General features: G+C 39.7%; 25 protein-coding genes. 10 read left to right on the forward strand and 15 right to left on the reverse strand.

Annotated features, from left to right (window positions below; translation table 11 throughout):
- The 5 genes from ABJE44_RS00005 to ABJE44_RS00025 all read right to left on the reverse strand — a co-directional run.
- Window positions 1-2,298, reverse strand: a 2,298-nt coding sequence (locus ABJE44_RS00005; RefSeq protein WP_348120588.1) for a FimV/HubP family polar landmark protein, incomplete at its 3' end; no start/stop codon positions are given.
- Window positions 2,299-2,722: 424 nt separating this feature from the next.
- On the reverse strand, window positions 2,723-3,739 hold the full coding sequence (locus ABJE44_RS00010; protein WP_348110795.1) for an aspartate-semialdehyde dehydrogenase: 1,017 nt from the start codon (window positions 3,737-3,739) through the stop codon (window positions 2,723-2,725).
- 58 nt (window positions 3,740-3,797) lie between these two features.
- On the reverse strand, window positions 3,798-4,925 hold the full coding sequence (locus tag ABJE44_RS00015) for a 4-phosphoerythronate dehydrogenase (protein WP_348110794.1): 1,128 nt from the start codon (window positions 4,923-4,925) through the stop codon (window positions 3,798-3,800).
- 124 nt (window positions 4,926-5,049) lie between these two features.
- Window positions 5,050-5,940, reverse strand: a complete 891-nt coding sequence (locus ABJE44_RS00020) for an alpha/beta hydrolase (RefSeq protein WP_348110793.1) — start codon at window positions 5,938-5,940, stop codon at window positions 5,050-5,052.
- A 3-nt stretch (window positions 5,941-5,943) separates the two neighbouring features.
- A complete protein-coding gene (locus ABJE44_RS00025; RefSeq protein ID WP_348110792.1) occupies window positions 5,944-6,684 on the reverse strand; it encodes a class II aldolase/adducin family protein in 741 nt (246 codons plus the stop codon).
- Between the two features lie 44 nt (window positions 6,685-6,728).
- Here ABJE44_RS00025 and ABJE44_RS00030 point away from each other — a divergent pair, with 44 nt between their 5' ends.
- The 5 genes from ABJE44_RS00030 to ABJE44_RS00050 all read left to right on the forward strand — a co-directional run bounded on the left by ABJE44_RS00030 (window position 6,729) and on the right by ABJE44_RS00050 (window position 11,321).
- On the forward strand, window positions 6,729-7,472 hold the full coding sequence (locus ABJE44_RS00030) for a Crp/Fnr family transcriptional regulator (protein ID WP_348110791.1): 744 nt from the start codon (window positions 6,729-6,731) through the stop codon (window positions 7,470-7,472).
- 214 nt (window positions 7,473-7,686) lie between these two features.
- Window positions 7,687-7,896 carry a hypothetical protein gene (locus tag ABJE44_RS00035; RefSeq protein WP_348110790.1) on the forward strand — a complete coding sequence of 70 codons (210 nt, stop codon included), beginning with the start codon at window positions 7,687-7,689 and terminating at the stop codon, window positions 7,894-7,896.
- Complete coding sequence (locus tag ABJE44_RS00040) at window positions 7,856-8,224, forward strand: hypothetical protein (RefSeq protein WP_348110789.1); 369 nt, start codon at window positions 7,856-7,858, stop codon at window positions 8,222-8,224. The genes ABJE44_RS00035 and ABJE44_RS00040 overlap by 41 nt, the downstream gene beginning before the upstream one ends.
- Window positions 8,225-8,311: 87 nt before the next feature.
- Complete coding sequence (locus tag ABJE44_RS00045) at window positions 8,312-9,085, forward strand: hypothetical protein (protein WP_348110788.1); 774 nt, start codon at window positions 8,312-8,314, stop codon at window positions 9,083-9,085.
- A gap of 271 nt (window positions 9,086-9,356) precedes the next feature.
- Window positions 9,357-11,321: a methyl-accepting chemotaxis protein gene (locus ABJE44_RS00050; protein WP_348110787.1), complete on the forward strand. Its 1,965-nt coding sequence runs from the start codon at window positions 9,357-9,359 to the stop codon at window positions 11,319-11,321.
- A gap of 22 nt (window positions 11,322-11,343) precedes the next feature.
- On the opposite strand, the gene ABJE44_RS00055 is transcribed toward ABJE44_RS00050, so the two are convergent.
- Together ABJE44_RS00055 and fabB are read right to left on the reverse strand one after the other, a co-directional pair.
- On the reverse strand, window positions 11,344-11,535 hold the full coding sequence (locus tag ABJE44_RS00055) for a DUF2970 domain-containing protein (protein WP_348110786.1): 192 nt from the start codon (window positions 11,533-11,535) through the stop codon (window positions 11,344-11,346).
- Window positions 11,536-11,619: 84 nt separating this feature from the next.
- Entirely contained in the window at window positions 11,620-12,834 is a 1,215-nt protein-coding gene (gene fabB, locus ABJE44_RS00060) for a beta-ketoacyl-ACP synthase I (protein ID WP_348110785.1), read from the reverse strand.
- Window positions 12,835-13,059: 225 nt separating this feature from the next.
- On the opposite strand from fabB, the gene ABJE44_RS00065 reads away from it, so the two are divergent.
- On the forward strand, window positions 13,060-13,524 hold the full coding sequence (locus ABJE44_RS00065) for an N-acetyltransferase (RefSeq protein ID WP_348110784.1): 465 nt from the start codon (window positions 13,060-13,062) through the stop codon (window positions 13,522-13,524).
- A 91-nt stretch (window positions 13,525-13,615) separates the two neighbouring features.
- Entirely contained in the window at window positions 13,616-15,607 is a 1,992-nt protein-coding gene (mnmC, locus tag ABJE44_RS00070) for a bifunctional tRNA (5-methylaminomethyl-2-thiouridine)(34)-methyltransferase MnmD/FAD-dependent 5-carboxymethylaminomethyl-2-thiouridine(34) oxidoreductase MnmC (RefSeq protein ID WP_348110783.1), read from the forward strand.
- 5 nt (window positions 15,608-15,612) lie between these two features.
- Here mnmC and ABJE44_RS00075 read toward each other — a convergent pair whose 3' ends face one another.
- Genes ABJE44_RS00075 through ABJE44_RS00085 form a run of 3 tightly spaced genes read right to left on the reverse strand, consistent with a single transcriptional unit; the run spans window position 15,613 to window position 17,667 of the window.
- Complete coding sequence (locus tag ABJE44_RS00075; protein ID WP_348110782.1) at window positions 15,613-15,909, reverse strand: YfcL family protein; 297 nt, start codon at window positions 15,907-15,909, stop codon at window positions 15,613-15,615.
- Complete coding sequence (locus ABJE44_RS00080; protein ID WP_348110781.1) at window positions 15,906-17,078, reverse strand: ATP-NAD kinase family protein; 1,173 nt, start codon at window positions 17,076-17,078, stop codon at window positions 15,906-15,908. The genes ABJE44_RS00075 and ABJE44_RS00080 overlap by 4 nt, the downstream gene beginning before the upstream one ends.
- Complete coding sequence (locus tag ABJE44_RS00085; RefSeq protein WP_348110780.1) at window positions 17,068-17,667, reverse strand: elongation factor P hydroxylase; 600 nt, start codon at window positions 17,665-17,667, stop codon at window positions 17,068-17,070. Before ABJE44_RS00085 ends, ABJE44_RS00080 begins: the two co-directional genes overlap by 11 nt.
- Before the next feature lie 123 nt (window positions 17,668-17,790).
- On the opposite strand from ABJE44_RS00085, the gene ABJE44_RS00090 reads away from it, so the two are divergent.
- From ABJE44_RS00090 to ABJE44_RS00100, 3 genes are read left to right on the forward strand one after another with little or no spacing between them, the layout of a single operon-like run.
- Window positions 17,791-18,513, forward strand: a complete 723-nt coding sequence (locus ABJE44_RS00090) for a CBM9 family sugar-binding protein (protein WP_348110779.1) — start codon at window positions 17,791-17,793, stop codon at window positions 18,511-18,513.
- Window positions 18,514-18,518: 5 nt separating this feature from the next.
- Window positions 18,519-18,968, forward strand: coding sequence for an acyl-CoA thioesterase (locus tag ABJE44_RS00095; protein ID WP_348110778.1), 450 nt, complete (start codon window positions 18,519-18,521; stop codon window positions 18,966-18,968).
- Window positions 18,968-20,119: a retropepsin-like aspartic protease gene (locus ABJE44_RS00100; RefSeq protein ID WP_348120591.1), complete on the forward strand. Its 1,152-nt coding sequence runs from the start codon at window positions 18,968-18,970 to the stop codon at window positions 20,117-20,119. Before ABJE44_RS00095 ends, ABJE44_RS00100 begins: the two co-directional genes overlap by 1 nt.
- Before the next feature lie 82 nt (window positions 20,120-20,201).
- On the opposite strand, the gene ABJE44_RS00105 is transcribed toward ABJE44_RS00100, so the two are convergent.
- The 5 genes from ABJE44_RS00105 to ABJE44_RS00125 all read right to left on the reverse strand — a co-directional run bounded on the left by ABJE44_RS00105 (window position 20,202) and on the right by ABJE44_RS00125 (window position 23,527).
- On the reverse strand, window positions 20,202-20,696 hold the full coding sequence (locus ABJE44_RS00105) for a hypothetical protein (RefSeq protein WP_348110776.1): 495 nt from the start codon (window positions 20,694-20,696) through the stop codon (window positions 20,202-20,204).
- A gap of 39 nt (window positions 20,697-20,735) precedes the next feature.
- Window positions 20,736-20,918 carry a hypothetical protein gene (locus tag ABJE44_RS00110; RefSeq protein WP_348110775.1) on the reverse strand — a complete coding sequence of 61 codons (183 nt, stop codon included), beginning with the start codon at window positions 20,916-20,918 and terminating at the stop codon, window positions 20,736-20,738.
- A 452-nt stretch (window positions 20,919-21,370) separates the two neighbouring features.
- Complete coding sequence (locus tag ABJE44_RS00115) at window positions 21,371-21,718, reverse strand: GFA family protein (protein ID WP_348110774.1); 348 nt, start codon at window positions 21,716-21,718, stop codon at window positions 21,371-21,373.
- A gap of 206 nt (window positions 21,719-21,924) precedes the next feature.
- A complete protein-coding gene (locus tag ABJE44_RS00120) occupies window positions 21,925-22,797 on the reverse strand; it encodes an alpha/beta hydrolase (protein ID WP_348110773.1) in 873 nt (290 codons plus the stop codon).
- Between the two features lie 283 nt (window positions 22,798-23,080).
- The gene (locus ABJE44_RS00125) at window positions 23,081-23,527 is read right to left on the reverse strand and encodes a GNAT family N-acetyltransferase (protein ID WP_348110772.1); all 447 of its coding nucleotides are present in this window, start codon (window positions 23,525-23,527) and stop codon (window positions 23,081-23,083) included.
- Window positions 23,528-23,935: the final 408 nt, after the last annotated feature.

The following is a 23,935-nucleotide window of genomic DNA, read 5'->3' on the forward strand; positions in this document are numbered from 1 at the left end:
TTCAGACTCAACTTCTAACTCTGGCTCAGCTTCAACTTCTAACTCTGGCTCAGCTTCAACTTCTAACTCTGTTTCAGCTTCAACTTCTAACTCTGTTTCAGCTTCAAGTTCTGGCTCTGGTTCAGACTCAACTTCTAACTCTGGTTCAGCTTCAACTTCTAACTCTGGCTCAGCTTCAACCTCTAACTCTGGTTCAGCTTCAACCTCTAACTCTGGTTCAGCTTCAACTTCAAGCTCTGGCTCAGCTTCAACTTCTAACTCTGGCTCAGCTTCAACTTCTAACTCTGGTTCAGCTTCAACCTCTGGCTCTGGTTCAGCTTCAATTTCTAACTCTGGTTCAGACTCAACTTCTGGTTCTGGTTCAGACTCAACTTCTAACTCTGGTTCAGCTTCAACTTCTAACTCTGGCTCAGCTTCAACTTCTAACTCTGGCTCAGCTTCAAGTTCTGGCTCTGGTTCAGACTCAAGTTCTGGCTCTGGTTCAGCTTCAACCTCTAACTCTGGCTCAGCTTCAGACTCAAAAGTAGAGCTTGACTCTAATAGCTCATCAATATCAATTTCTGCACTTTCAGGTTCATCATCTTCTTCGCCTAACAGTAAATCATCATCAAGGTTCTCAGCTAATTCATCTAGAGTTTTAATCCCAAGTTGTGTATCTTCGGTATCATCGAAGTCATCTTCTCCCAGCATATCTGCCATCTGTTCGACTTGCTCTAACTCGTCAATTAAACTGCCAGTAACGGCATCTAGCTCTTCATTTTGACTACTGATTTCTTTGTCTAGATTATCTAAAATATCCTCGTTTATTTCTTCTGAATCATCCAGTAAAGAAGAGTCCTCTTCTAGCCCTGAAGATTCGGATTCATCTAATAAATCATCAATACTAATTTCTGGTTGTTCATTTTCGTCATCCACAGGCTCGATCGAAGGAGCGTCTTCTAAATCGTCCTGAATATCTGACAAGAGTTCATCTTCTAACAGGTCTTCTATTTCATCACCTGAGCTAGTATCTTCGGATTCATCAAATGTATTATCAGCGTCATCACTGCTACCAATTTCACCTAGTAAATCGTCTTCATCATCACTGACTTCAGTTAACAACTCTTCATCAGTGTCAAATAAGCTATCTAAATCTTCTTGTGCAACTGTGTCAGATCCCACTTCAAAATCATCATCTAAAACATCGTCCCCCAGATCATCAAATACGTTTGAACTGTCATCAATTAAGGTATCATCACCAAGCTCGTCTAATGAATCATCTAATGAGTCTTCTAATTCTTCAGCCAACACATCATCTAAAATATCATCATCGCCAAACAAGTTGTCATCATCTAACTCATCTTCAGAATCACTTTCCAATTCAGCGCTTAAAGCGTCTGATAAATCATCCATTTCTGCAGCATGTAAATCCAAAGGTATATTTTCTAATTCATCATCTGTATCAGGCTTAGGCTCGCCTCCCTTACGTTTAATTAACCAAACAGCTATGCCTACTAACAATACAAATACAAATAGTACTGAACTTAAAATAAGGTTAAGAGGCTCATCAAACCATGAGGTGTTAGATGCCTGCAATTGAGCTTCTCGCTCAGCCTCTGCTTGACGAGCTTTAGCCAATAACTCTTGAATACTTTCACCCATAGTTTCCATCTGTTGGGCTTTCTGTTCTTCTTTGGTTCTTATTTCATCAATATCACTATTAACTTGATCTAGACGTTCAAATAGCTTTTGATTTTCATCCAATATGCTTTGAACATTACTAATAGACTCGGCAAATTGCTTCCTAATCGCCATAAATTGGCGAGTTTGTTCCTCGTCAATTGCACCAAGTTTTTTCTCTAATATTTGTTTTGTTTCATCTAACGCTTCAGTACTAGCAGCTTGCTGGCTTGCAAGTGCAGTGGGAGACTCTATAGGGCCTCGAAGTTTTCTAGCATCTAGTTCTGCTCTTTGTTTTGCTTGCTCTTTATCAACCCTTGCAATGTATCGTTGTGATGGGAGTTGTAACATGGCCCCATCCATCATTAGGTTAATATTTTCTTTTTCAAAAGCCCCTTCATTCAGTTCATATATGGCTAACATGATTTGATAGATACTATTATCTGAATTAGTTCGATAGCGGGTAGCAATTTGCCATAATGTATCGGAAGAGGTAATCGGCCCATATTCCATACCAGAAAGGTGCGCGGTAGAGTCTTTAGGACCTCTGAGCTTTACTTGTTCGAAGTCTGCAGCGTAGACAGCTGTAATGAAGTTCAGCAATATCAAAAGTGTCAATGCACTCAGTCGCAAATTCATATTGTTCCTTCTTGCTCAATGATATTTATTTTAATTTTTAGGTGGTGCGGCATAAATTAACACTTAATGTTTACAACACGAATAAATCTTTACCAACCCTTTTGAAAAAGGATATATCTTTTATTATTAACAATTTAAATTGTCTGGCCCTTAGTCATTTTATTGGCTTTAAACGGGCGTAATAGTAGGGATTAGCAATTCGTATTCCAAGATCGAAATATACACATAAATATTACACAACTATAAACTAGATGCTGAGTTTGATCTAGATTGCCAAGCTTTTGATTAGCCAAGACAAAACCGATACAAGTCTATTAAAGCCGCAGTAAGTCTAAAGGTATCGGCATTTGATTAGAATTCATGAGGGCCAGAACAACCAGGACTGGTTTAGCCCTCACTATAAAGTGATTACTAGTAGCAAAAACTACATATAGTCTTTAATTAAAGCTTCTGCTATTTGTACACTATTGGTAGCAGCACCTTTGCGGACATTATCAGAAACAACCCATAAGTTAATGCCATTCGGGTGAGAAATATCATTTCTTACGCGGCCAACGTGAGTGTCGTCATTTCCACTTGCACTGCTTACTTGAGTAGGAAATTCTTCTCTGTCACGATATAAAACCACGCCAGGCGCTTGCTCTAGTAAATTTTTGACTTCTTCTGCATCAATTGGCGCACGGGTCTCTAAATGAATCGCTTCGCCATGCCCATAAAATACCGGTACACGCACCGCTGTCGCATTAACAAGAATTGACTCGTCGCCCATTATCTTTTTAGTTTCCCACACCATTTTCATTTCTTCTTTGGTGTAGTCATTATCCATAAACACATCAATTTGCGGAATAACGTTAAATGCAATTTGTCGGCTAAACGCTTCAGGCTTAGCTTCTTTACCACTTAACAATGCAGCAGTTTGATGAGCTAGTTCATCAATCGCAGCTTTACCACCGCCAGACACTGACTGGTAAGTTGACACGTTAATACGCTCAATACCAACAGCATCATGAATGGGTTTAAGTGCTACCATCATTTGAATAGTAGAGCAGTTAGGATTGGCAATGATATTACGATTGCGGAAATCAGCTAATGCATGGGCATTAACTTCTGGAACAACCAAAGGAATATCTGGTTCGTAACGGTAGTGAGAGGTGTTATCAATCACTACGCACCCAGCTTCAGCTGCAATTGGTGCAAATTTTTCAGAAACACTACCACCGGCAGAAAAGAATCCAAGTTGTACTTGGCTCCAATCAAATTCGTCAGCATTTAAAACGGTAATCTCTTTTCCCTTGAAGGTCACCTTTCCACCCGCTGAACGTGCGCTGGCTAATGGATAAAGTTTGTTGATCGGAAAATCTCTTTGTTCAAGAATTTCAATCATATGTTGTCCTACTAATCCAGTAGCGCCCAACACTGCGACATCAAAGGCCCGAGACATGGTTCTAATACTCCTAAAAAATTAAAATAAATTGATTTATATTCAGATTCTTGAGCAATTATTTTGCTGCTAAAAATCCAAGGCCGTAGATTGCCTTTGAATGAGCTGAATTTCCAGCATTTACCGTCATTGCAGAAAACTCTCTTCTTATAGGATAGTGCTTTCGGATATATCTAAATGACTCAGCACCATCATGTTTTGTTTTAAATTGAGCATCATCTACAGAAATATCGTACACAGCTAACACTAAATGTTCGATCACATCCCAAAATTCCCCACTATCAGGCAACGATTTTTGGCTATCTTTAGCAAGGGGTAAATAATCAGACAACTTTTTAGTGGGCTGCACATCAAGCTGCTTACATAAAGCAAAATACAACATTTCTGTGCCCCGAGCTTTACCTTCAATAGTATGCCCAGCTATGTGTGCGGTTGCTAAAGCAACATAAGGTACAAGCTCTGCTTCAATATTAGGTTCGTTGTCCCATACGTCTAAAACTAAATTTAATTTTTTGCCCTGTTTGAAAAGCGCTAAAGCAGCTTGATTATTAACAACTTCACCGCGGCAAGCGTTGATCAACAGCTGATTTTCGTTTAGTTGCGACAGCCTTTTAGCATCAAATAAATCTTCAGTGGTATAGGGTCCGTCAGCCACATAGGGCACATGTAAACTAATCACATCACAGTCCATGATTTGTTCTATGTTTACAAATTCTCTCGGGTCGCCATTATCAGCAAGGGGAGGATCACATAGCTTATGTTTAATCCCTAAAACAGTTAATACGTTTGCCAACACAGTGCCCACATTACCGGCGCCCACTATACCCACAGTTTTCTCTGCAACCTGCCAATCCAAACGCTTTGCCATTACAAAAATTGCGCTAAGAACATATTCGGCTACTGCAACTGCATTACAGCCACCCGCCGAAGTAAAAGGAATACCTTTTGAAGCTAAATAAGCTTTATCAACATGATCAGTGCCAGCGGTTGCGGTGCCAACAAACTGCACTTGCTCACTTTTACATAGCAAGGCTTGGTTAACTTTGGTGGTTGAACGAGTCAACAAAACATCTGCATCAGCTAACATTTCAGCATTGACTGTTTTATGAGAAAACACCTGACACTCACCAAGCTCAGCAAAAAACTCAGTGGCATAAGGCATACTATCTTCATAATAAATTTTCATAACATGGGTAACTCGTTTCGGATAATTTAAGGCTTAGATAAACATTATGTCACGGCACGCTCTTGTTAAAAAAGCCAAGAGGGAATTAGTTATGCTTTGCTGCAGCGGAAGTTCTTCAGGTACCTTATGTATTGGTTTGAGCTAAAAACTCTAAATAAAAATCTAGTACTTGCGCAGGAGCTTCTAATTGGGGGTAATGGCCCACTTCTAAGGCAGCCGTTAATGGGTTAGGAATAATCTCTACATAATGATCTAACATTTGCTGCCCAGAAATAGGATCTAATACGCCATTAATAAAATACATTGGAATACTAGTCGTGATCATACTTTCAATCCAAGCTTTTCCAAAAACCTTACGTTCGTCAATGTAGGTAATTAACTTAGGCAAAACAGCTTTGCCTTTATTATGTTTAAGTAATGTCCACAAAGTATCAATACTCGTTTGGCTAGCTTGAGTGTTAGCCCCGAAAATTTTATTGAAGCTGTTAGATAAACTGTTTTTATTCAAAAATTGGCAAGCTAACTTACCATAACGACTTTGTAGCAATTTCTGAGAAAACAAAGGCCGGTGAACCGCTGGAAACAAGCCCCCATTCAAAAAGCAAATAGATGCGATTGTGGTGCGACTAGTAGAGTGTTCATGTCTATAAAGTAATTCTTGGGCCACTGAATCCCCATAATCATGGGCCAATATATGGTAGTTAGTCACGGCTTTTTCTTCCAATAACGCCTCCACGATATCGGCCTGCTCAATTAAACTATATTGATGTTCGCTAGGTTTATCCGATAACCCGAACCCCAGCATATCTAAGCTGACGAGCCGATATCGTTTCGCTAAATATTTCCAGATTAAATGCCAGTCCCAAGCCGCACTAGGGAATCCATGAATCAACACAATGACTTCTTTATCCACCGCGGTTTCAAAATCAACAGATTGCCAATGAGCAATTTTATGACCACATAACTCACTGTAATTAGCGTGTAATTTATAATTTTTGAAACTTAGCGTTTTCAATTGTTATTGATCATACCCTGGATTAGTTCGCTCTAATTTACGCAAAATTCCTGGCCATGCCAAGGCCCCACCAGCAGAGCGCGTGACTTGCTCAGCTTGAGCTTGAATTCCTGACAAAATTTCAGACGGTATTTGCAGTAATTGGGCCTTGAGTTGAATTTGACAGGAGCATTCTAATAAGTACATATACAAAAATGCGTCAGCTATATTGTCAGCACAGGTCAACAAGCCATGATTTCTTAAAATCATAAAATGGGTGCCCCCCAAATCAGCGACTAACCTTGTTTTTTCATCTGGATTTAATGCCACACCTTCATAATCATGGTAAGACAAAGAAGAAAGAGCAAATAATGACTGCTGACTCAAAGGCAATAAACCTTGTTCACTTGCCGAAACCGCAATCCCAGCTGCGGTATGCAAATGAATAACGCATTTAGCGTTGTCTCGAGCTTCATGAACGGCACTATGAATCGTAAAACCAGCCGGGTTAATATCGTAATCAGAGTCCATTACTTTATTGCCCTGTAAATCTACTTTCACCAAACTTGAGGCTGTGACTTCTTCAAACATCATCCCAAATGGGTTAATCAAAAAGTGGTGTTCTGGCCCGGGCACACGAACAGATATATGGGTAAAAATTAAGTCATCCCATCCAAACATAGCCACAGATCGGTAACAAGCAGCTAAATCTACTCTAGCTTGCCACTCTTCTTGAGTGACTAAATCTTTTATTGTTTCTGCCATTTAAACTGATCTCATTTGCATATCAATGGCACTAAGATAAGCTAGTGAACATATCAGAAACTGTCGCCAAATTGACAATTGAGAACGGTATGCAGCAGAGTGAAATAATTGAAACCCTAATTCAAAACCCGTGGTTTAGCTCTTTACCCAAAGAATTAGCCGATACATTACTGCATAAAAGTAAAATAAGAGTTCTCGAAAATAAGCAGCTTCTACATAAAAAAAATGATCAAGCAGATGGTTTTCATTGTGTTTTAAAAGGTAGAGTTCGCGTAAGTAACGTCACCCTAGAAGGAAAAGAACTGGTACTCACTTGGATATTGCCAGGTACTTGGTTTGGTGAAATATCTTTAGTGGATGGGCTGCCTCGCACCCATGATGCCCATGCAGAAGGCGAAACCACCATATTAAAATTACCCAATAACGCATTCGAATCTATGCAACAACAATATCCGGGTTGGCAACAAGCGATCATGAAACTGCTTTGTCAAAGAGTACGCTCTACTTTTTCACTAATTGATGAGACAGGGTGTTTGTCACTAAAAGGGCAACTTTGTAAACGCATAAGCTTAATGTATAAAGGCCTACAAGAACATCAAACACCAACACTCAATACGCCAATCGAATTGGCTATTTCACAAGACTCTTTAGCACAATTAATTCATAGCTCTAGGCAAACGGTGAATAAAATTTTACAAAATTTACAAGCTGAAAATATTGTTACAATTCGGTACGGCAAGCTGCAGGTACTAGACATAAATTTGCTTGATAAGCTAAGTCAGATATAAATATCGTCCCACTTTAACTATCTAAAAACAGCATTTTTTATTGCTCTTAATGTTTAATATCAAAGATTTACATCCCCAAAACTTACAAATACTATTTAGCTGCGAGATCGCAGTTCGACTAACTCTTAACTGCACAAGTAGTTTCACTTCAATTTTGTGGATGTCAAAAAGTCACCCATAGACCTTCTAGTTATTATAAAACAAGGATTTTTATATGCTCAAACACCTAACGAGTATCACTTTTATTTTTATTATACTTCTTCTAAACGGATGTGCTGGCTTAGGTAATATGAAAGAGGTGAAATTTGAACAAGAAATAGCATCAGATATGGCCATGGTAAATATTGTCAGAAGAGCCGTATTTATGGGTGATGGTGCAAAAGTTGAAGCATGGGATGGTGAGCAGTTTATTGGAAGCCGGTAAGTTACTTCAATATAAAGCAACGCCAGGTATGCACACATTTATGGTGTATGTACAAGGCAGTTGGGGAGTAGCACAAGGTGAACTTAAGCCAGGTAAAAAATACTACTTAAAGTTTAATATGTCTGGATGGGGCCCTATTAGTTTGGGTGTCGCTGATTTTGATGACGCTAGAATTCCAGAATGGAATACTATGACTACAGTAACTATCGATCAATCTTCACAAAAACCCGTTCCCGACAAGTACCTGAAGAAGGCACAAGCAGTTCTCCAAAGGGTAGCCGATGGCAATGCAAATGTGACCCCAATTACCGATATGAACGCCCTGTAATCTTTTTGCCCCGCACTTAAAACAAGTACAACATCTATCTGGGTTCTTATCTGTGTGAATGGATAAGCCCAGAACAAGGAAATCACTTTGAATTTACAATCCAATATATTACTAATCGTATTTTTTATTTTTTCCGCACCCGCATTTTCAACGGACCTACAAGGTCAGCTTGAAGCAGAAGTAAATCAATTTATTACAGAATTAGAGCAAACTGAAGGCAATGATTTGGTCAATCTGAGTAACCGAATAACTAGCTCAGGCCTCAGTGATACACGCTTATTTGATCATGTGAAAAACATAATACTCACTAAGCATACCGACATAATGTCAAAATCTAAAAATGAAAAAGTGGTAATCCGTCAAGTAGTTGCTTTATTACGTACCTTAGCTTCATCTGGCAATGACGAATATAGCTCAACATTAGAAAGACTGGTGCGCGAAAGTTCAAATAGGTCCATCAGAAACCGCGCCAAACATGTCATGAACAAAACTGGGTTCTACCAACAAAGAAACCAATTAATGCAGAACTTAGAGGGGCATTCTAACAGTCAAAGCTTACATACAACACGTATTTTAAACCTATTAAAGAGCGACAATTTGATTATGAACCGATTTGCAGCTGAAGAAATTTTTCGCGCAGGCTCCGCCGCCCCAGTAGTTCAAGAGTGGATAGCAACTCGGCTGAAGCGCGACTTGCATAATGCAGAGTCCAAACTTCATATCGATACTTTAGCTTGGTATTGCAAAGTTTTAGGACTAGTAAATAAACCCAAATATTCAGAGTTTCTAAAAGAAATCGTAAAAGATAAATCTGTCGATTCTAAAATTCGTAAGCACACCAAGAAAATACTCAAATCTTAATGGAACACTCTAGGTGAATAAAATTTAACAAGACGTCCATACAGAAAATATTATTGCAATTGGTTACAACAAGCTGCGAATTTTTTAAATTTTACTCAAGTAATAGCAACAACCATCAGATAAGGTATTAAAGGTGACGATAATATTGAGCAGTATATCGCCCAAAATGCCTCTCCTTAAAACCGACTGACTTTTTTATTACACTGCTTTAAATGACCAGCTCATTAGGCAATGCTCATATCTAACACTTATACTGTAGGACTAAACTGGCATGAAACGTTGGCTATCTAAAAATTTATCAAAATTAACACTCATCCCATCAATTGTTCTCGTTGTGTTTATGAGTCTGGAATTATTTAGAGAATATCATTCGTTTCAACAAGCACAAGATACCGTAGCAGATGCAGAGTTAACTTCGTTTACTAGCCAATTAGTTCACGAATTACAAAAAGAAAGGGGCATGTCAGCTGGTTACATAGGCTCTAACGGCAGTAGCTTTAACTCCCAACTCCAGAAACAGAGAAAGTTAACAGACGATAGTTTGCAGGCATTTACAAACTTCTACCAAGCAGACAATTATCACACCGCGACAAACCTAACGATCAATCGACTAGTAACTAATTTAAATCAGCTATCGAACATTCGCGGAAAAATAAGCTCATTAGATATATCTTTATCGGATGCCTTAAGTTTTTACACTAGCAACAATAAACTCATTCTAGATTTGAATGGAATGTTAGCAGCAGAGCTAGAAGAGACAAAATCCGCTGAACGTTTTCTTACTTTATACAATCTTGCTTACGCAAAAGAACAAGCGGGCATTGAGCGAGCGGTACTTAGTAGCGTATTTTCACAAGATTCGTTTACATCACAATTATTCTTAAGATTTGCAGAGCTTGTTAGCAAGCAAGATGTTTACATTCAATCAGCATATTCTGTTTCAACGGCCAATTTTAAAAGTGAAATAGATACGTTTGTAAATGCTAAAGCAAGTAAAGATGTTGATCGCTATCGAGACATTGCTAGAAACTCACAAAATAATTTTAATGTCGATGCTAAAGAGTGGTTTGAAGTTGCAACCAAGAGATTGAACAATTTAAGAAACTCTGAGCAAGTTTTACTAGAAGAAATTGCTATCTATTCTCAATCTAAAATGAACTCAGAACGTTTATTCATTATCACTGAATTAACTATTTTGATATTGATGATTTTGGTAACCTACGCAGTGTTTAGTACTATTAAGTTGCGAGCTTCTCAGTCTCAAGAAATCAATAGAGTCATGAATAAAGTGAATAAAACTAAAGATTTAACAGACTCAATTGACGTAATTTCTGAAGATGAACTAGGAGCTATTGCCTCTTTAATTAATCAAACCTTTTTAGAAATCAAACAAGACTTCATTAGTTTTCAAGAAGCAGCAAACCAAATTACATCAGCCACAAATGAAGCCGCAGCAGCAACGAATCAAAGCCAGACGAATCTAACTCAACTTCAACTCGACATATCTAATATAGCCAATTCAACCGGAGAAATGAGCGACAGCGTAAAATCGGTTATGGAAAATATGCAAGTGGCGTCAAAAGGCGCAGAAAATGCAGCAAAAGAAACCGTAAACGGTGAAAAAGCAGTAGCCACATCCATAAGCGGAATCTCACTCACAGCCAAAGAAGTTGCTAAAGTTGGCGAAACCATTACTGAGCTTAATAACAGAGTGAGCGATATTTTAGGTATGGTAGATGTCATTAAATCTGTAGCTGATCAAACCAATTTACTCGCCCTAAATGCTGCAATAGAGGCCGCTCGTGCTGGCGAGCAAGGTAGAGGGTTTGCTGTTGTAGCAGATGAAGTTCGTTCTTTAGCCAAACGTACCCAACAGTCAACACAAGAAATCTCAGATGTTGTAGATGTGCTTAAGCATAGCTCTGAAGAAGCATTCTCAAGTATAGAGAGTGGCAACAAACAAGCGACAGAAGCTGTATCAAACGCTAATCAGATATCATCAGTGCTTGTAAATATAGTTGAAAACTGCAAATCAGTAGATGAAGTAACGCGATCCATATCAACATCCACGCAAGAGCAAAATGTGGTAATTCAAAGTATTAATGAAAATATATCTAACATTGAAATTCAAGCCAGAGAGAACGTGGTGGGTGCGGAGCAGTTATCAGCTTCAAGTTTACAGCTATCTAAAATTGCCCAAGAAATGGGACGAAGAATAGAAGTGTATAGAGTGTGAACCTCCCAATAAAACTAATGAATTAAGTCAGGGTACTTACTAGTAATATTAACAAACCAACCAAACCTACAACGAATAAAACGCCCACTACAACAAAGGGTATAAAAGACGGTTGTTCAAAGTCACTCTCATAATTAGCGTGGCTTTGCACTCCTAACATACTTGCTGCTACACCTTTAAATACTTGCCATAAGTTATTTTTGTTTTTAGACATTCAACAATTCCTAAAAGTACGAATTACAAACAATAAAAAACCAGCATAAGCTGGCTTTTGTTATTTTGCACGTTTGTTAAACGATTATTTTGGGTATTTTTGCATCACTAATGTGGCATTGGTACCACCAAAACCAAAACTATTAGACATCACAGTGGTTAAAGGCCCCTCACGTGTCTCAGTAACAACATCCATGCCTTCGGCTTTTTCATCTAAGTTTTCTACATTGATAGACGGAGCGATAAAGTCGTTCTCCATCATCAGAATACTGTAAATCGCTTCGTTCACACCGGCGGCACCTAAAGCATGACCAGTCAGAGACTTAGTCGCACTAAGAGCAGGAGTAGTATCACCAAATACTTCGCGTATTGCCCAAAGTTCTTTTACATCGCCCACTGGCGTAGAAGTGCCGTGAGTATTGATGTAGTCGATAGGTTTATCTAAACCTTGCATAGCTTGTTGCATACAACGCACTGCACCTTCGCCTGATGGGGCCACCATATCAGCACCATCTGATGTGGCACCATAACCTACAATTTCAGCATAGATTTTAGCGCCACGAGCCAAAGCATGTTCTAGCTCTTCAACTACCACCATACCACCACCACCAGCACCTACAAAACCATCACGGTCAGCATCGTAAGTACGAGACGCTTTAGTAGGATCATCGTTATACTTAGTAGACATGGCTCCCATAGCATCAAACTCAGCAGACAAGGTGTAATGAAGCTCTTCACCACCACCCGCAAAAATTATATCTTGCTTGCCTAACTGAATTTGCTCTAAGGCATTACCAATACAGTGTGCACTAGTTGAACACGCTGAGCTTATTGAATAGTTCACACCTTTAATTTTAAAAGGAGTGGCTAAACAAGCTGATACGGTACTGCCCATACAACGAGTTACCATATATGGACCAATACGCTTCACGCCTTTAGTACGCAGAATATCTATTGCTTCTACTTGATTTTTTGAAGATGCGCCACCTGAACCGGCAATTATGCCCGTTCTAAGGTTAGACACCATATCTTCTGTTAAACCTGAATCAGCAATAGCCTGCTCCATAGCAATGTAAGCATATCCTGCTGCTTCTCCCATAAAGCGTAAGGTCTTACGGTCTATGTGATCTTTGATATCTAAATCAACTTTGCCCCAAACTTGGCTACGCATGCCCGCTTGTTCAAATTCTTCTGAAAATGTAATGCCCGAACGCCCTTCTCTAAGTGAGTCAGTGACTTCTTCTGCATTATTACCAATACTAGAGACTATACCAAGCCCAGTAATTACCGCTCTTCTCATGATTAACCCTTCGAGGAAATTTTCGTATATGTTAATGATTTTCACTAACAAAGTGGTCTGCTTTCAGCGTACAAGTGTTAGCTTAAATAAAAATCACTCAATTAGCCAGCCAAAATCAGCAGTTTATGGCACTAGAAGTCACTATATTTACACTCGTTGTATGTTTATTTTTGATAATCTAAGGGATCATGGTTAGTCAATTTAAGTAGCTAAGTCTCGATTAATATGATCACAAAACTTGAAAATTCAAATGAAGATGTTGCTAATCAGATCCACCGCGTTTTTCAGAGTTCTTATAAAATTGAAGCCGAGCTTATTGGTACTCCGGATTTCCCACCACTAAAACGAAGCGCTAAAGACATAGTCAATTCGACAACTAATTTTTATGGTTTTAATGAGCAAACTTGTCTTGCAGCAATTATTGAAATACAAATAATTGGCAAACAATTAGACATTCATAGTCTTACTGTAGACCCAACATTTTTTAGAAAAGGCATCGCAGACAAGTTGACTAGTTATGTTCTAAAATCATTCGATATTAATACTGCTACAGTCGAAACGGCAGAAGTAAACCAGCCCGCGATCAATCTTTACAAAAAACATGGCTTTATTGAATTCAAGCGATGGACGCCATCACATGGTATTCCTAAAGTAACTATGTCGATTAATCCTTTATCTTGTAACGTTTAGCAAGATCCCATATCAATGATTGTTGCTTTAGTGCGAGTACCTTAAACTACCTCTTCATTTTCTTCGTAGTAGCTTTAGGACATTCATCACTTTGACAATTACCCATGCCGATATTCACTTTAATGAGAATGGCACGCCATACGCCACACAATTTGATGACTTGTATTTCTCTGATGCCAAAGGCCTAGGTGAAACTGAGCATGTTTTTTTAAAGAATAATCAAATATTAGAACGTTGGGAGCGTTGGCAGGAGCAAAATTTTGTTATTGCTGAAACAGGATTTGGTACCGGTTTAAACTTTTTAGTCACCCTATTACATTTTGACCTATTTCAACAAAAATCCCCTGACAGCCCATTGCGCCTGCACTTTTTATCTATCGAAAAATTTCCAATCAATGTTGCAGACCTAACTCAAGCCTTGTCTTTTTATCCCCAATTAAAACAATACTCAGAAGAGTTATTGCGCCAATACCCTTTATTGGTATCAGGCTGTCACAGGCTCTCCTTTTTAGAAGGAGCCGCCACCCTAGATTTATGGTTTGGAGACGTACAGCAAGTTCTGCCACAAATTGAAGTACCCAAAACAGGGTTAGTAGACGCTTGGTATTTAGATGGTTTTGCACCCAGTAAGAATCCCGAGATGTGGAACGACTTTTTATTTCAGCACATGGCTTTGTTAGCTAAAGATCAATGTAGCTTTTCAACTTTTACCGCAGCAGGCTTTGTAAGGCGAGGCTTAATAGCCGCAGGCTTTGATGCGAAAAAATGCCCAGGCCATGGCCGAAAACGAGACATGTTAGCTGGGATTTTTACTAGTGCTCAAGACAAGACTGTACGGGTTCCTTATTTTAAAAGAGCCCCAGCTACAGATACCACAACCCCAAGTATTGCTATCATAGGCGGGGGGCTAGCAGCAGCCAATTGCGCTTACGCACTGAGTAAACGAGGGATAAAAGCGAATATATTTTGCAAAGATAATGAATTAGCACAAGGGGCCTCGGGCAACAGCCAAGGTGGGTTTTACCCTCAACTAAATGCTACAGCTGGCCTCCCTAGCCAAATACATGCGACAGCGTTTACCTATGCAAACCGTTTATATAAAACCTTATTAAAATCAGGAGCTAACTTTACTCATCAATGGTGTGGCACCCTACAATTAGCCTTTAATGATAAGGTGCAGCAACGCTACCAAAAGCTGATAGACAATAAAACATGGCCAGAATCACTGGTACGTTGGGTTGACTCACAAGACGCCAGTAACCTAGCAAACGTGCCACTCCCTTACTCTGGACTTTTTATTGAACAAGGTGGCTGGATACACTTACCTGAGCTGGTTACAGCCTTAGTAAAACAATCAAAAGCTGAGGTGAAAACCCATCACCAGCTTGTGTCAGTTGCTAGGCAAGCGGGTAAATGGCAACTTAACTGGCTAGATGGCAGCTTAAGCCATGCCGATATTATTATTTACGCTACGGGCAGTGATAGCAGTCAATTAGCCCCACTTAGTGCGCTGCCCTTTAGGTTAGTGAGAGGTCAAGTTGAGTATTTAGAAAGTAAAAATGAGCTTGCGAAACTTAACACTGTGCTGTGCCATAAAGGCTACATGACACCCAGCCTAAATTACATCAACACCATAGGTTCAACCTATGTAAAAGATGATACAAACTGTGATTATAGATTGTCAGAGCAGCAACAGAATATTGAAAAACAGCAAAAAGCCCTGCAACACTGTCAATGGGCAAAGGCACTGTCTGAGACCCAAGGTGGTAGAGCAGGTATAAGATGTAGTAGCCCTGACCATCTGCCTATGGTGGGAGCGGTACCAGATATCACCGAGCAAACTAAACAATATGCAAATTTGTATAAAGCTTTACCTGTGGATCGCTACCCTGAACCTATAGATATTCCCAACAGTTTTATGTTGTGCGGCTTAGGTTCAAGAGGATTAACCACCGCACCTTTATGCGCAGAGTTATTAGTGAGTCAGATGTTAGGCGAGCCATTACCTCTAGCAAACCACTTACTCGATGCCCTTAACCCCAACCGCTTTTTAATCAGAAGTTTAATACGTAGGCAGAACTAGCGGCATTAACCTTGAATGAAGGTATTCCACAACGACCACACTTGCTTTTGGTCATCCGCTTCAAGCTCATTGGCAGCAAACGCTTTATTTAGGCTTTGCTCCATCAATTCTTTAAATTGCGTTATGGTTTCAAACTCCTCTAGGGAGCTTTGGCCCGCAACAACGGCAAAGTGTCCTTGCAGATAGCTGGCAGTAAAAAGCTGCTCGTCAGTGCCATGCTGCACAACATTATCTAGATAATGTTCAACTTGCTTGGTAAATTCTGCTAAATCCGAACTAAAATTTGTTGTCACTTGGCTCACACGTGTTCCTCATTTTCATTTTTAAAATTAGCCACAGGATATAACACTTGATCATGATACCCAGTCATTATGGGTATTAACCCTGCCAGTTGTTCATCTAAGCTAGGCTCACCCGAATCCACAATTAATGGACGACCCGACAGGTTATTCAATTTACTTTTACTAGCCACTAAAATTATATTTTCTTTGCCTAATGCTCGTAAAAAATCTGCACTAAGTTGCTGATTGCCTCGCCCAATAATATGTCCTTGGCCACCAATTAACGTTATCACCAATTTACAGGGTTTGTTTGCGGTTAAATTTAACAATTGTTGTGCAGTCAGGTCTTTCGCAAGTAGCTTTTGATTTTGCACAAGGTCAACACCTAACAGAGTGTTGTCTAAATTCAGTTCTTCCATAATGGCATTCACGGTTGACCCAGATCCCATCACAAAAAGGTGTTCTGGATGGTCATCCATTACTTCAATTAAATGTGCAGCAATATCCGCAAGCACTAACTCATCAGACTCTTTACCGCCCATTTTAACAGCTTGAATATAACGTAATTCAGTGGGCACTAACATCTCGCCATATTGACGGGCATTCACTCTACCTTTTCGAAAAAGTGCTTCGTCGATGTCCATCACTTCAGAGTCACTTACGCTGACCAAGTCACCTGCTACCACTTGCTTTAATACCCTACCTGCCGCCTGTGGAGTAACCGCATATACGGCCGAGTGAATTTTGCACCCTGCAGGCACACCAAGCACAGGCACCTTATTACCAATTACAGCGCACAAATTACGTGCGGTACCATCACCACCAGCAAACAAAATTAAATCCACTTTGTTTGCTACCAGCACCGCCGCAGCCGCTTCTGTATCTTGGCCTTCTGTTTGCGCTTGCTTGGGCTCATAAACGACTATGTATTGAAACCCCATTTGCTTAACGACTTGCTCACCCATTTCGCCACCGGCAACATATAAGGTCACCTTATCTTTTAGTGGCAGTAAACATTCAAGGGCTAAACTTGTTTTATACATGGCTTTTTTTTCAGCGCCTAGCGCGAGTGCTTTATCGCGCACTTCTTTACCATCACTGCCTTTTAAAGCAACCGCCCCACCAATCCCCGCAAAAGGATTGATTAAAAGTCCTAGCTTAAAATTACTGTCAATATGACTAGATGGCATTCACAACCTCCAAGTGCTTAATATCAGTCGTACCATAAAATGTTTGTAATACCTCGATAAACTGCTGTGCTCGAGGTGGAAACCCAAGGGCTATATATTGTGACAATTGCTGCTGTACCGCAGCCTGAAATTTCTCAGCGTTAACAGGGGCACCATTTAAATTGTCTGTACTGACTCTAAATGACTTACCCGCTGCCAGCGAAAATGCCCATTCGATGGCTTGAGGTTTGACTTCTACCTTTTCAAACTCAGCTTGTTGCTCTGCATCACGGCCATCTGGACAATACCAATATCCATAATCTTCTAATAACCGCCTAGCCTTGCCTGCTATGCACCAATGGGCGACTTCATGGAGTGCACTTGCAAAATAGCCGTGGGCAAAAACGATTTGATGTTTGTTATCTACGATTTTAGCCGGAATATAAATAGGTTCGTCTTCCCCTTTAACCAGCAGGGTTCTTTCACTTTCAGCAAAAGTCTTATGGAAAAGCTCAATTAAGTCTTGGTAACGATGGCACCTAGCTCGACCATCCTTAAAATCAGGCAAAGTTTGGGCTGTATTTTTCTGTGTGGGGGCGTTCTGCATCATAGGGCCGGCATTTTACCCGTAAATACCAACAAAGTGTAATGGGCCGGTACAACTTTACTATTGTTTTCGTTTGCGGTTTACGCCAAGCTATTGCAAAAATGCCCCATAATTAGAGAGTCCAACTTGCTTAGTAAATATCTATTGTTAACCAGCCTAATATGTACTCCCCTTGCCGCGAATGAGATCGCCTTTACGTCAACTAAAATTGAAATAGACGGCATAGCAGAGTCAAGCTGGGATCAAGCCAAGTGGCATAACATGTCACACCTAATTCAAGGCGAGAAGCCAAGTAGTGACGACTTTTCGGGCCGCTACAAAGTGTTATGGGATAACCAATACTTATACCTACAAGCTGAGCTAGTAGATGATGTACTAATAGATAAAATAGCCGATCCGTTAGACCGTTACTGGGATGACGATGCCCTAGAAATTTTTATAGATAGTGACGCATCAGGTGGAAACCACCAATTTAACCATACTGCCATGGCCTATCATATTGCCCTAGACAACCAAGCCATTGATATTGCTGAAAACAAAAGCCCGCGAAATTTTAATGATCACCTAATTAGTCAGTGGAAACGCAGTAGCACCGAGCCTAACCATATTATTTGGGAGGTAGCGATTAGGCTTTATCCCAATGACTTTTCCGATGCCAAGCCACTACCAGCCATACCTTTAGTTGCAGGGCAAAAAATAGGCTTTATGTTGGCCTACTGTGACAATGACGGTAGCGATATCAGAGAGCACTTTGTGGGTTCACATGCTATTAAACCTGTAAATGGTGACAAAAACCGAGGTTGGATAGACGCTGGGGTATTTGGCCAATATACGCTAAAAAACCAATAACTCCGATGAATTGGCTGCACCCTAATCCATTTTTGTGCACCTGGACAATTGGCCCAGAGCACATTGATCACTATCATCATGTCAATAATGTGGCCTATGTGAAGCAGCTAGAGGTCACTTCATGGGCACATTCAAATCAATTAGGCCTGACCATAGAACAATATCAAGAAATGGATAGAGGCATGGCCATAAGTCGGCACGAAATAAACTATTTGGCGGCCGCCCATGAAGCTGATGTCATAGACTGCGCAACTTGGATAGTGTATTGTGATAGTAAGATAAAGTTGTCGAGGCAATTTCAATTTATAAGACGTCGCGACAAGGTGACTTTACTCACAGCCAAAACCGATTTTGTATGCATTGAATTATCTACAGGCTTGCCCAAAAGAATGCCTAAAGCGTTTTCATCTGTTTATGGCCCTGCTTGCATCTCTGCTACGCCGGAGCTCAAGTAGTGAACCGGTGGCACACCATACTAGTGTTGTTGCTAACCCTATCTATTAGCTTAAACGTATACCTGTTCTTTGCTATTTTTACTGAAAAAACCTTGAGTTCAACCCTCAACCTAACAGAAAACACCGAGCCGCAACCCATCACACAGCCAATCATTAGGCAGTCAGATGCAGGCCAAAGCGATTCTATTAAACTTTTTAAAAACCAAGAAAATGACCAGACCACCTCTGATCACATTACAGACAGAGAACAATTACTAGAGCAAGCCAATGAATGGCTACAGAATAAAGAGTTTGCAGCGCTGATTCCTTTTCTGCAGAATTACTTAAAGGCCCATCCTCAAGATATGGCGTTTTTGCTGATTGAAGCCAAAATGAAAGTAGAAACCGAATTACTTAGCGACGCCATTAGTCATTATTACGACCTACTCCGCAGCCCCATGACGGCAGCACAACAAACCGAAGTAGAACAACAGATTACTAAACTCACCCAAACCACCATCACCCAGTTAGAGCGCAACTACTCTTGGGATATATTGGCCATGTTTGTAGAGCCTTTGTTACAACTAGAACCCACCAGCAGATTATATATTTTGTCGTTAGCCACAGCCTATGCCCAGCAACTGCAAGCCGGGTTAATGGAAAACGTCTTAGGGGCATTAGACTATTCCGACCCAGACGCACAAAAAGTCAGACAAATAGTATTAGCACAGCTGCCTGCAGAACAAGCGACAACACCAGAAGAGCAAACACAACCCCCACAAAATGAAGTGATTGCCCGTTCAATCCCCCTTAAACAAGTGAGAGACCAATACCTAGTTAGTGGCGCATTAAGTGGTAACCCAGTGAACTTGTTGATTGACACAGGAGCATCTATCACGGCTATTTCTGAGCAGTACTTTGACCGGCTAAGTAATCGCTTTAAAATCAATCACCTAGGGCGTTTTACGATTGGCACCGCAGGTGGCAGTGTAATGGCAAGCATCTATGAATTTCGAGAATTGACACTACACCACGTTACCGTGCAAAACCTACCCGTAGTAGTATTGCCAATGGAAGGAATAAGCAATGCAGACGGCTTACTAGGAATGAATTTTCTGCGGGAGTTTGATTTTAAAATTGATCAAAAAAATGCACTAATGTTTATTGAGTAACGCTAATCAAATAGAGCAGTATCAAGCAGACTTAGATGAGTTAAATTAGGGTGTTATAACCTTTACAGCAAGCCTATTCACTTCAATGACTTGCTTGGGGGTGCTTAAATTCTTTTTCTAACATTTTGAACTGCTCATGTAGAAGAGGAATTAAGTTAGCATGTTTTTTATGAACGTAGTGATAGCTAGCATACACATCAATCACCTGAGTAGACCAGTTTTCATTTAACTGTATACCTGAGTCTTTATGAAAAGGTAACACAACGCCATGCACTCTGCCTGACGACAGCATTTCTAACAGACGTTTCATATTAAACACTTCAGTGACTATCGGGTTAAAAGGTGTTTTTGCTAAGTAATATTCAAACGCTTTAAAGCCTTTCACCGTTGCCACATTATCTAACTCATTAACATCACAAGGATGACATGTGGCAGGGTCGGTCACTAATAATATTTCAAATGTAGCCAATGGGTACGGCACTTTAACTAAGTTAGGATATTCTTTTGAAACGCCCTCAACTCTGACAAGAATACCATCAATACGACCGGCATTAGCTTCAACTATTCCTCGCCCCATGGGGTAACCGTAATGTTCAACGTTAAACCCTAAGTTCTCTTAAGACTTATCTAACATATTGCGAACATACTTTGATAGTGGGTTGGTATCTCCGCTACTTTTACCGGGCAAAACAATGGTTTTGGGGTCAGTAACGTGAGACACGAGCTTGTTGGGTTGAGCCATACTATTTACTGCAAAACACACTAGTTTTAAAAATAGTAACACTCTAAAAGTAGTCATGATATTTACCTGATTGAGATGTCGTTACGATATGGCTGCTCCTCTTAATGCCTCAGATAAAAACCAATGCACGCTTAGCAGCTTTAATTACTTATACGTGGAACAACTCCTGTAAACCACCCTATGCCTTGTTAGATTGAGGCTCTAGCTTTCTTTTGAAGTAACTCGATTAGTTAATGGCTCAATAACTAAGAGACCAATCGCAAGAAAAAACAATTCAAAAGGCAACGAACACAATATTCAAATAGTTTACTAGATCTCAACCTACATAGTGCAAGTTAGATTCAGCTTATTATGAATATAAAAACAAATCAGAGTATTCACTTCTATGGCAAAGTCGATAAATTTCAACTCGATACACATTCACACTATAAAGGTTTCAGCGAACCCGACAAAAAGATTGTAGCGATTTAAGGTCGGTTTAATTAGATTGTTATGAGTTTTTATGCTCATTATTTCATTGCTGCGCCAACAGTAGCCCGAACCGGAATACCTTCAGAGTTAAAACCTTCAAGGCAGAACACATTTACACCATAATAGTCAGGTGTAACTCGTTTTCTATGAAATGGATAAATGCCGCACGTTTTACAAAAATAGTGCTCAGCTGTATTTGTATGAAACTGATAAGTGCTTAGGTTTTCTTCACCAGAAACAATTCTCATGAAATTTTCATGAACTTTAACCATAAGCGCATTTTTCTTTACGCAGATTGAACAGTCACATGTAGTTAATTCGGGAAAGTCACTATCAATTTCGAATTGGACGGCATTGCAGTGACAAGATCCTTTATATGTTTTCATTTGCTCCCCATTTTACTACTCATAGCAAGGGTGTAAAACAGCCCTCACCTTAAAATTTATTATCAATAATTAGCCTAATTTGAAGAGCTTACATACCCCCCAAAACAATAACATAACAAAGGTGGTGCATTTCAACCTTGAAGCAAGAGTAGATGGCTAAATCAGACAATCAATGTCTCTGCCCCAAATTGCTTCTCATGGTATATCTAACTATTTTGTTTAAAGTATTTATCTATATCATCGGCAACAGATACGTCTCCTGCAAACCAAGGATGCAGCTTGAGCAAAATATTAGTGTGATTAATCGCTTGGTCGTAGAGTACTGTTTTGTGCTTAATATTAAATTGCTGTAAGCCTTGCGCCATTATTTCAAGATTAAACAAACCAACAGTTGTGTCGCCCGCACCGTATAGCATAATCATAGGTGGCTCATTGCCATTTACATGGTTAGCAATACGCATAGTATCGAAGTTTTCTGGACCAAAAATATCAATATACTCTTGTTCTTTGGGGGTGAAGTTATATGGCCCAGCCACACCGCCAACGCCTTTGATAATATCGGTTGTTAACCCTAGTTGATTTAGGTATTGGTCATCTGTGGCCAACATGACACTGATATAGGCTCCAGCAGAGTGGCCGACTAAATGAATTTGCTCAGCATCACCACCATGCTGACGTATGTTGTCTGCAACCCATTTAATCGTTGATGCGCCATCATGCACAAATTCGGGAAATCTCCCTTCTGGAAATAGCACATAATTTGGAATGACTACCGTGTAGCCTTTACGTACAAAGCTATCGGCAACAAACTCAAAATATACTTTGTCTCCCCAGCTCCAACCGCCGCCAAAAAAGAACACTATGACAGGTGCATTTGGGTCCCCGTTGGTTGCCTTATATATATCCAATTTTTGCCATGGTTTAATACCGTAAGATATATCCCGCACTACATCATATGAGCGAGTAATGGCAATGCTGCTATTGATTATTCTAAGCCAAGTCGCAGCTGAATCATGCACCAAGCTAATACCCAAGGCCAAAAAGGGTAAGGCAATCAGTGCTACGTAAATTTTTTTCATATTGTTTGAAATTGCCTTTGTAGGTTTGAATAGTTATGAGCAGATATAGGGCTAACCCCATTGCAATTGAGCTGACATTAATCTAATTAAAACTGCCAAGCTCAAGCCTCAGTATAATTACATAGACACCCCAAATAACAACTTAATAAGGGGTATCTACCAGACTAATTTGGCTTTTACAGGATTGAGGTATACCACACAATCTTTGAGTGTTTGGATGTATTGAGGCTTGGAATAAAACTGGGGTTTAGCTAATTTTAAAAATGTAAGTCTTTTTTACTACTTATTTGTACATATCTGGTTGATGCAATTCCATAAAAGATTCTGGAGAGCTTAAAGCTTTAAAACCAAATTGCTCGTAAAGGCCATGAGCATCACTTGTAGCAAGTGCCATACGTCGAATACCTTGTAAGTCTGGATGAGCAACAATGACTTGCATAAGCAACTTACTTAAACCTTTGCCTCTATGCTCTTCTAATACGAAAACGTCAGCTAAGTATGCAAACGTTGCCGAATCAGTCACCATACGAGCAAAAGCTACTTGATTACCGCACTCAGTAAAAACACCAAAGCATAAAGAATTATTTATAGCTTTTTCCATTAACATTAATGGAATACCTTTAGCCCAATAAGAGTTAGATATATAACCATGTATTACAGCTAAATCCATATCTTTTAAATCTGAGCTAGTTCTATAACCTGAAACCAATGCAAACTCCTTGATTAGCATAACGAGGCTGTAGATTAACCTCTTTAAACTTTTTAATTTTATTCACTAACTTACATAGACACCGAAAATAATAAATTACTTAAATACTTTCCAATCAACAAGCATAAAGTGGCTTGAATAAGCTCTTCCGTGGTTGTCTACAGATGGGGTTGAGAATAATTTGGCCTTTTCGCGATTGAGGCATAACACACCATTCTTGGTTGTTTATATACCTTAAGGCTTAGAAAAAACGGTGGAGATGGCTAAATCAGAAAATCAACGTCTCTGACCCTGAGGTATCCCCACGAAATAAGTTGGTAAGTCATTGTTATAAAATAATTTGGAACATTCATGGTACTTGGTGATCAGATCAATCGCCAAACATCACTAAAGACCAATACCATGAATGAAATTGTTATTTTGAAGAAG

It is taken from the genome of Paraglaciecola sp., assembly GCF_039942875.1.
In the GTDB taxonomy this organism is placed as follows: domain Bacteria; phylum Pseudomonadota; class Gammaproteobacteria; order Enterobacterales; family Alteromonadaceae; genus Paraglaciecola.

What these genes read in the sequence shown, in the direction of transcription:
- ABJE44_RS00110 (WP_348110775.1), bottom strand. Translation starts at nt 20,918, where the DNA reads ATGACTACTTTTAGAGTGTTACTATTTTTAAAACTAGTGTGTTTTGCA.
- ABJE44_RS00050 (WP_348110787.1), top strand. Translation starts at nt 9,357, where the DNA reads ATGAAACGTTGGCTATCTAAAAATTTATCAAAATTAACACTCATCCCA.
- ABJE44_RS00115 (WP_348110774.1), bottom strand. Translation starts at nt 21,718, where the DNA reads ATGAAAACATATAAAGGATCTTGTCACTGCAATGCCGTCCAATTCGAA.
- ABJE44_RS00085 (WP_348110780.1), bottom strand. Translation starts at nt 17,667, where the DNA reads ATGATGCAGAACGCCCCCACACAGAAAAATACAGCCCAAACTTTGCCT.
- ABJE44_RS00065 (WP_348110784.1), top strand. Translation starts at nt 13,060, where the DNA reads ATGATCACAAAACTTGAAAATTCAAATGAAGATGTTGCTAATCAGATC.
- ABJE44_RS00015 (WP_348110794.1), bottom strand. Translation starts at nt 4,925, where the DNA reads ATGAAAATTTATTATGAAGATAGTATGCCTTATGCCACTGAGTTTTTT.
- ABJE44_RS00055 (WP_348110786.1), bottom strand. Translation starts at nt 11,535, where the DNA reads ATGTCTAAAAACAAAAATAACTTATGGCAAGTATTTAAAGGTGTAGCA.
- ABJE44_RS00035 (WP_348110790.1), top strand. Translation starts at nt 7,687, where the DNA reads ATGCTCAAACACCTAACGAGTATCACTTTTATTTTTATTATACTTCTT.
- ABJE44_RS00120 (WP_348110773.1), bottom strand. Translation starts at nt 22,797, where the DNA reads ATGAAAAAAATTTACGTAGCACTGATTGCCTTACCCTTTTTGGCCTTG.
- ABJE44_RS00025 (WP_348110792.1), bottom strand. Translation starts at nt 6,684, where the DNA reads ATGGCAGAAACAATAAAAGATTTAGTCACTCAAGAAGAGTGGCAAGCT.
- ABJE44_RS00010 (WP_348110795.1), bottom strand. Translation starts at nt 3,739, where the DNA reads ATGTCTCGGGCCTTTGATGTCGCAGTGTTGGGCGCTACTGGATTAGTA.
- ABJE44_RS00095 (WP_348110778.1), top strand. Translation starts at nt 18,519, where the DNA reads ATGAATTGGCTGCACCCTAATCCATTTTTGTGCACCTGGACAATTGGC.
- fabB (WP_348110785.1), bottom strand. Translation starts at nt 12,834, where the DNA reads ATGAGAAGAGCGGTAATTACTGGGCTTGGTATAGTCTCTAGTATTGGT.
- ABJE44_RS00105 (WP_348110776.1), bottom strand. Translation starts at nt 20,696, where the DNA reads ATGGGGCGAGGAATAGTTGAAGCTAATGCCGGTCGTATTGATGGTATT.
- ABJE44_RS00125 (WP_348110772.1), bottom strand. Translation starts at nt 23,527, where the DNA reads ATGCTAATCAAGGAGTTTGCATTGGTTTCAGGTTATAGAACTAGCTCA.
- ABJE44_RS00080 (WP_348110781.1), bottom strand. Translation starts at nt 17,078, where the DNA reads ATGCCATCTAGTCATATTGACAGTAATTTTAAGCTAGGACTTTTAATC.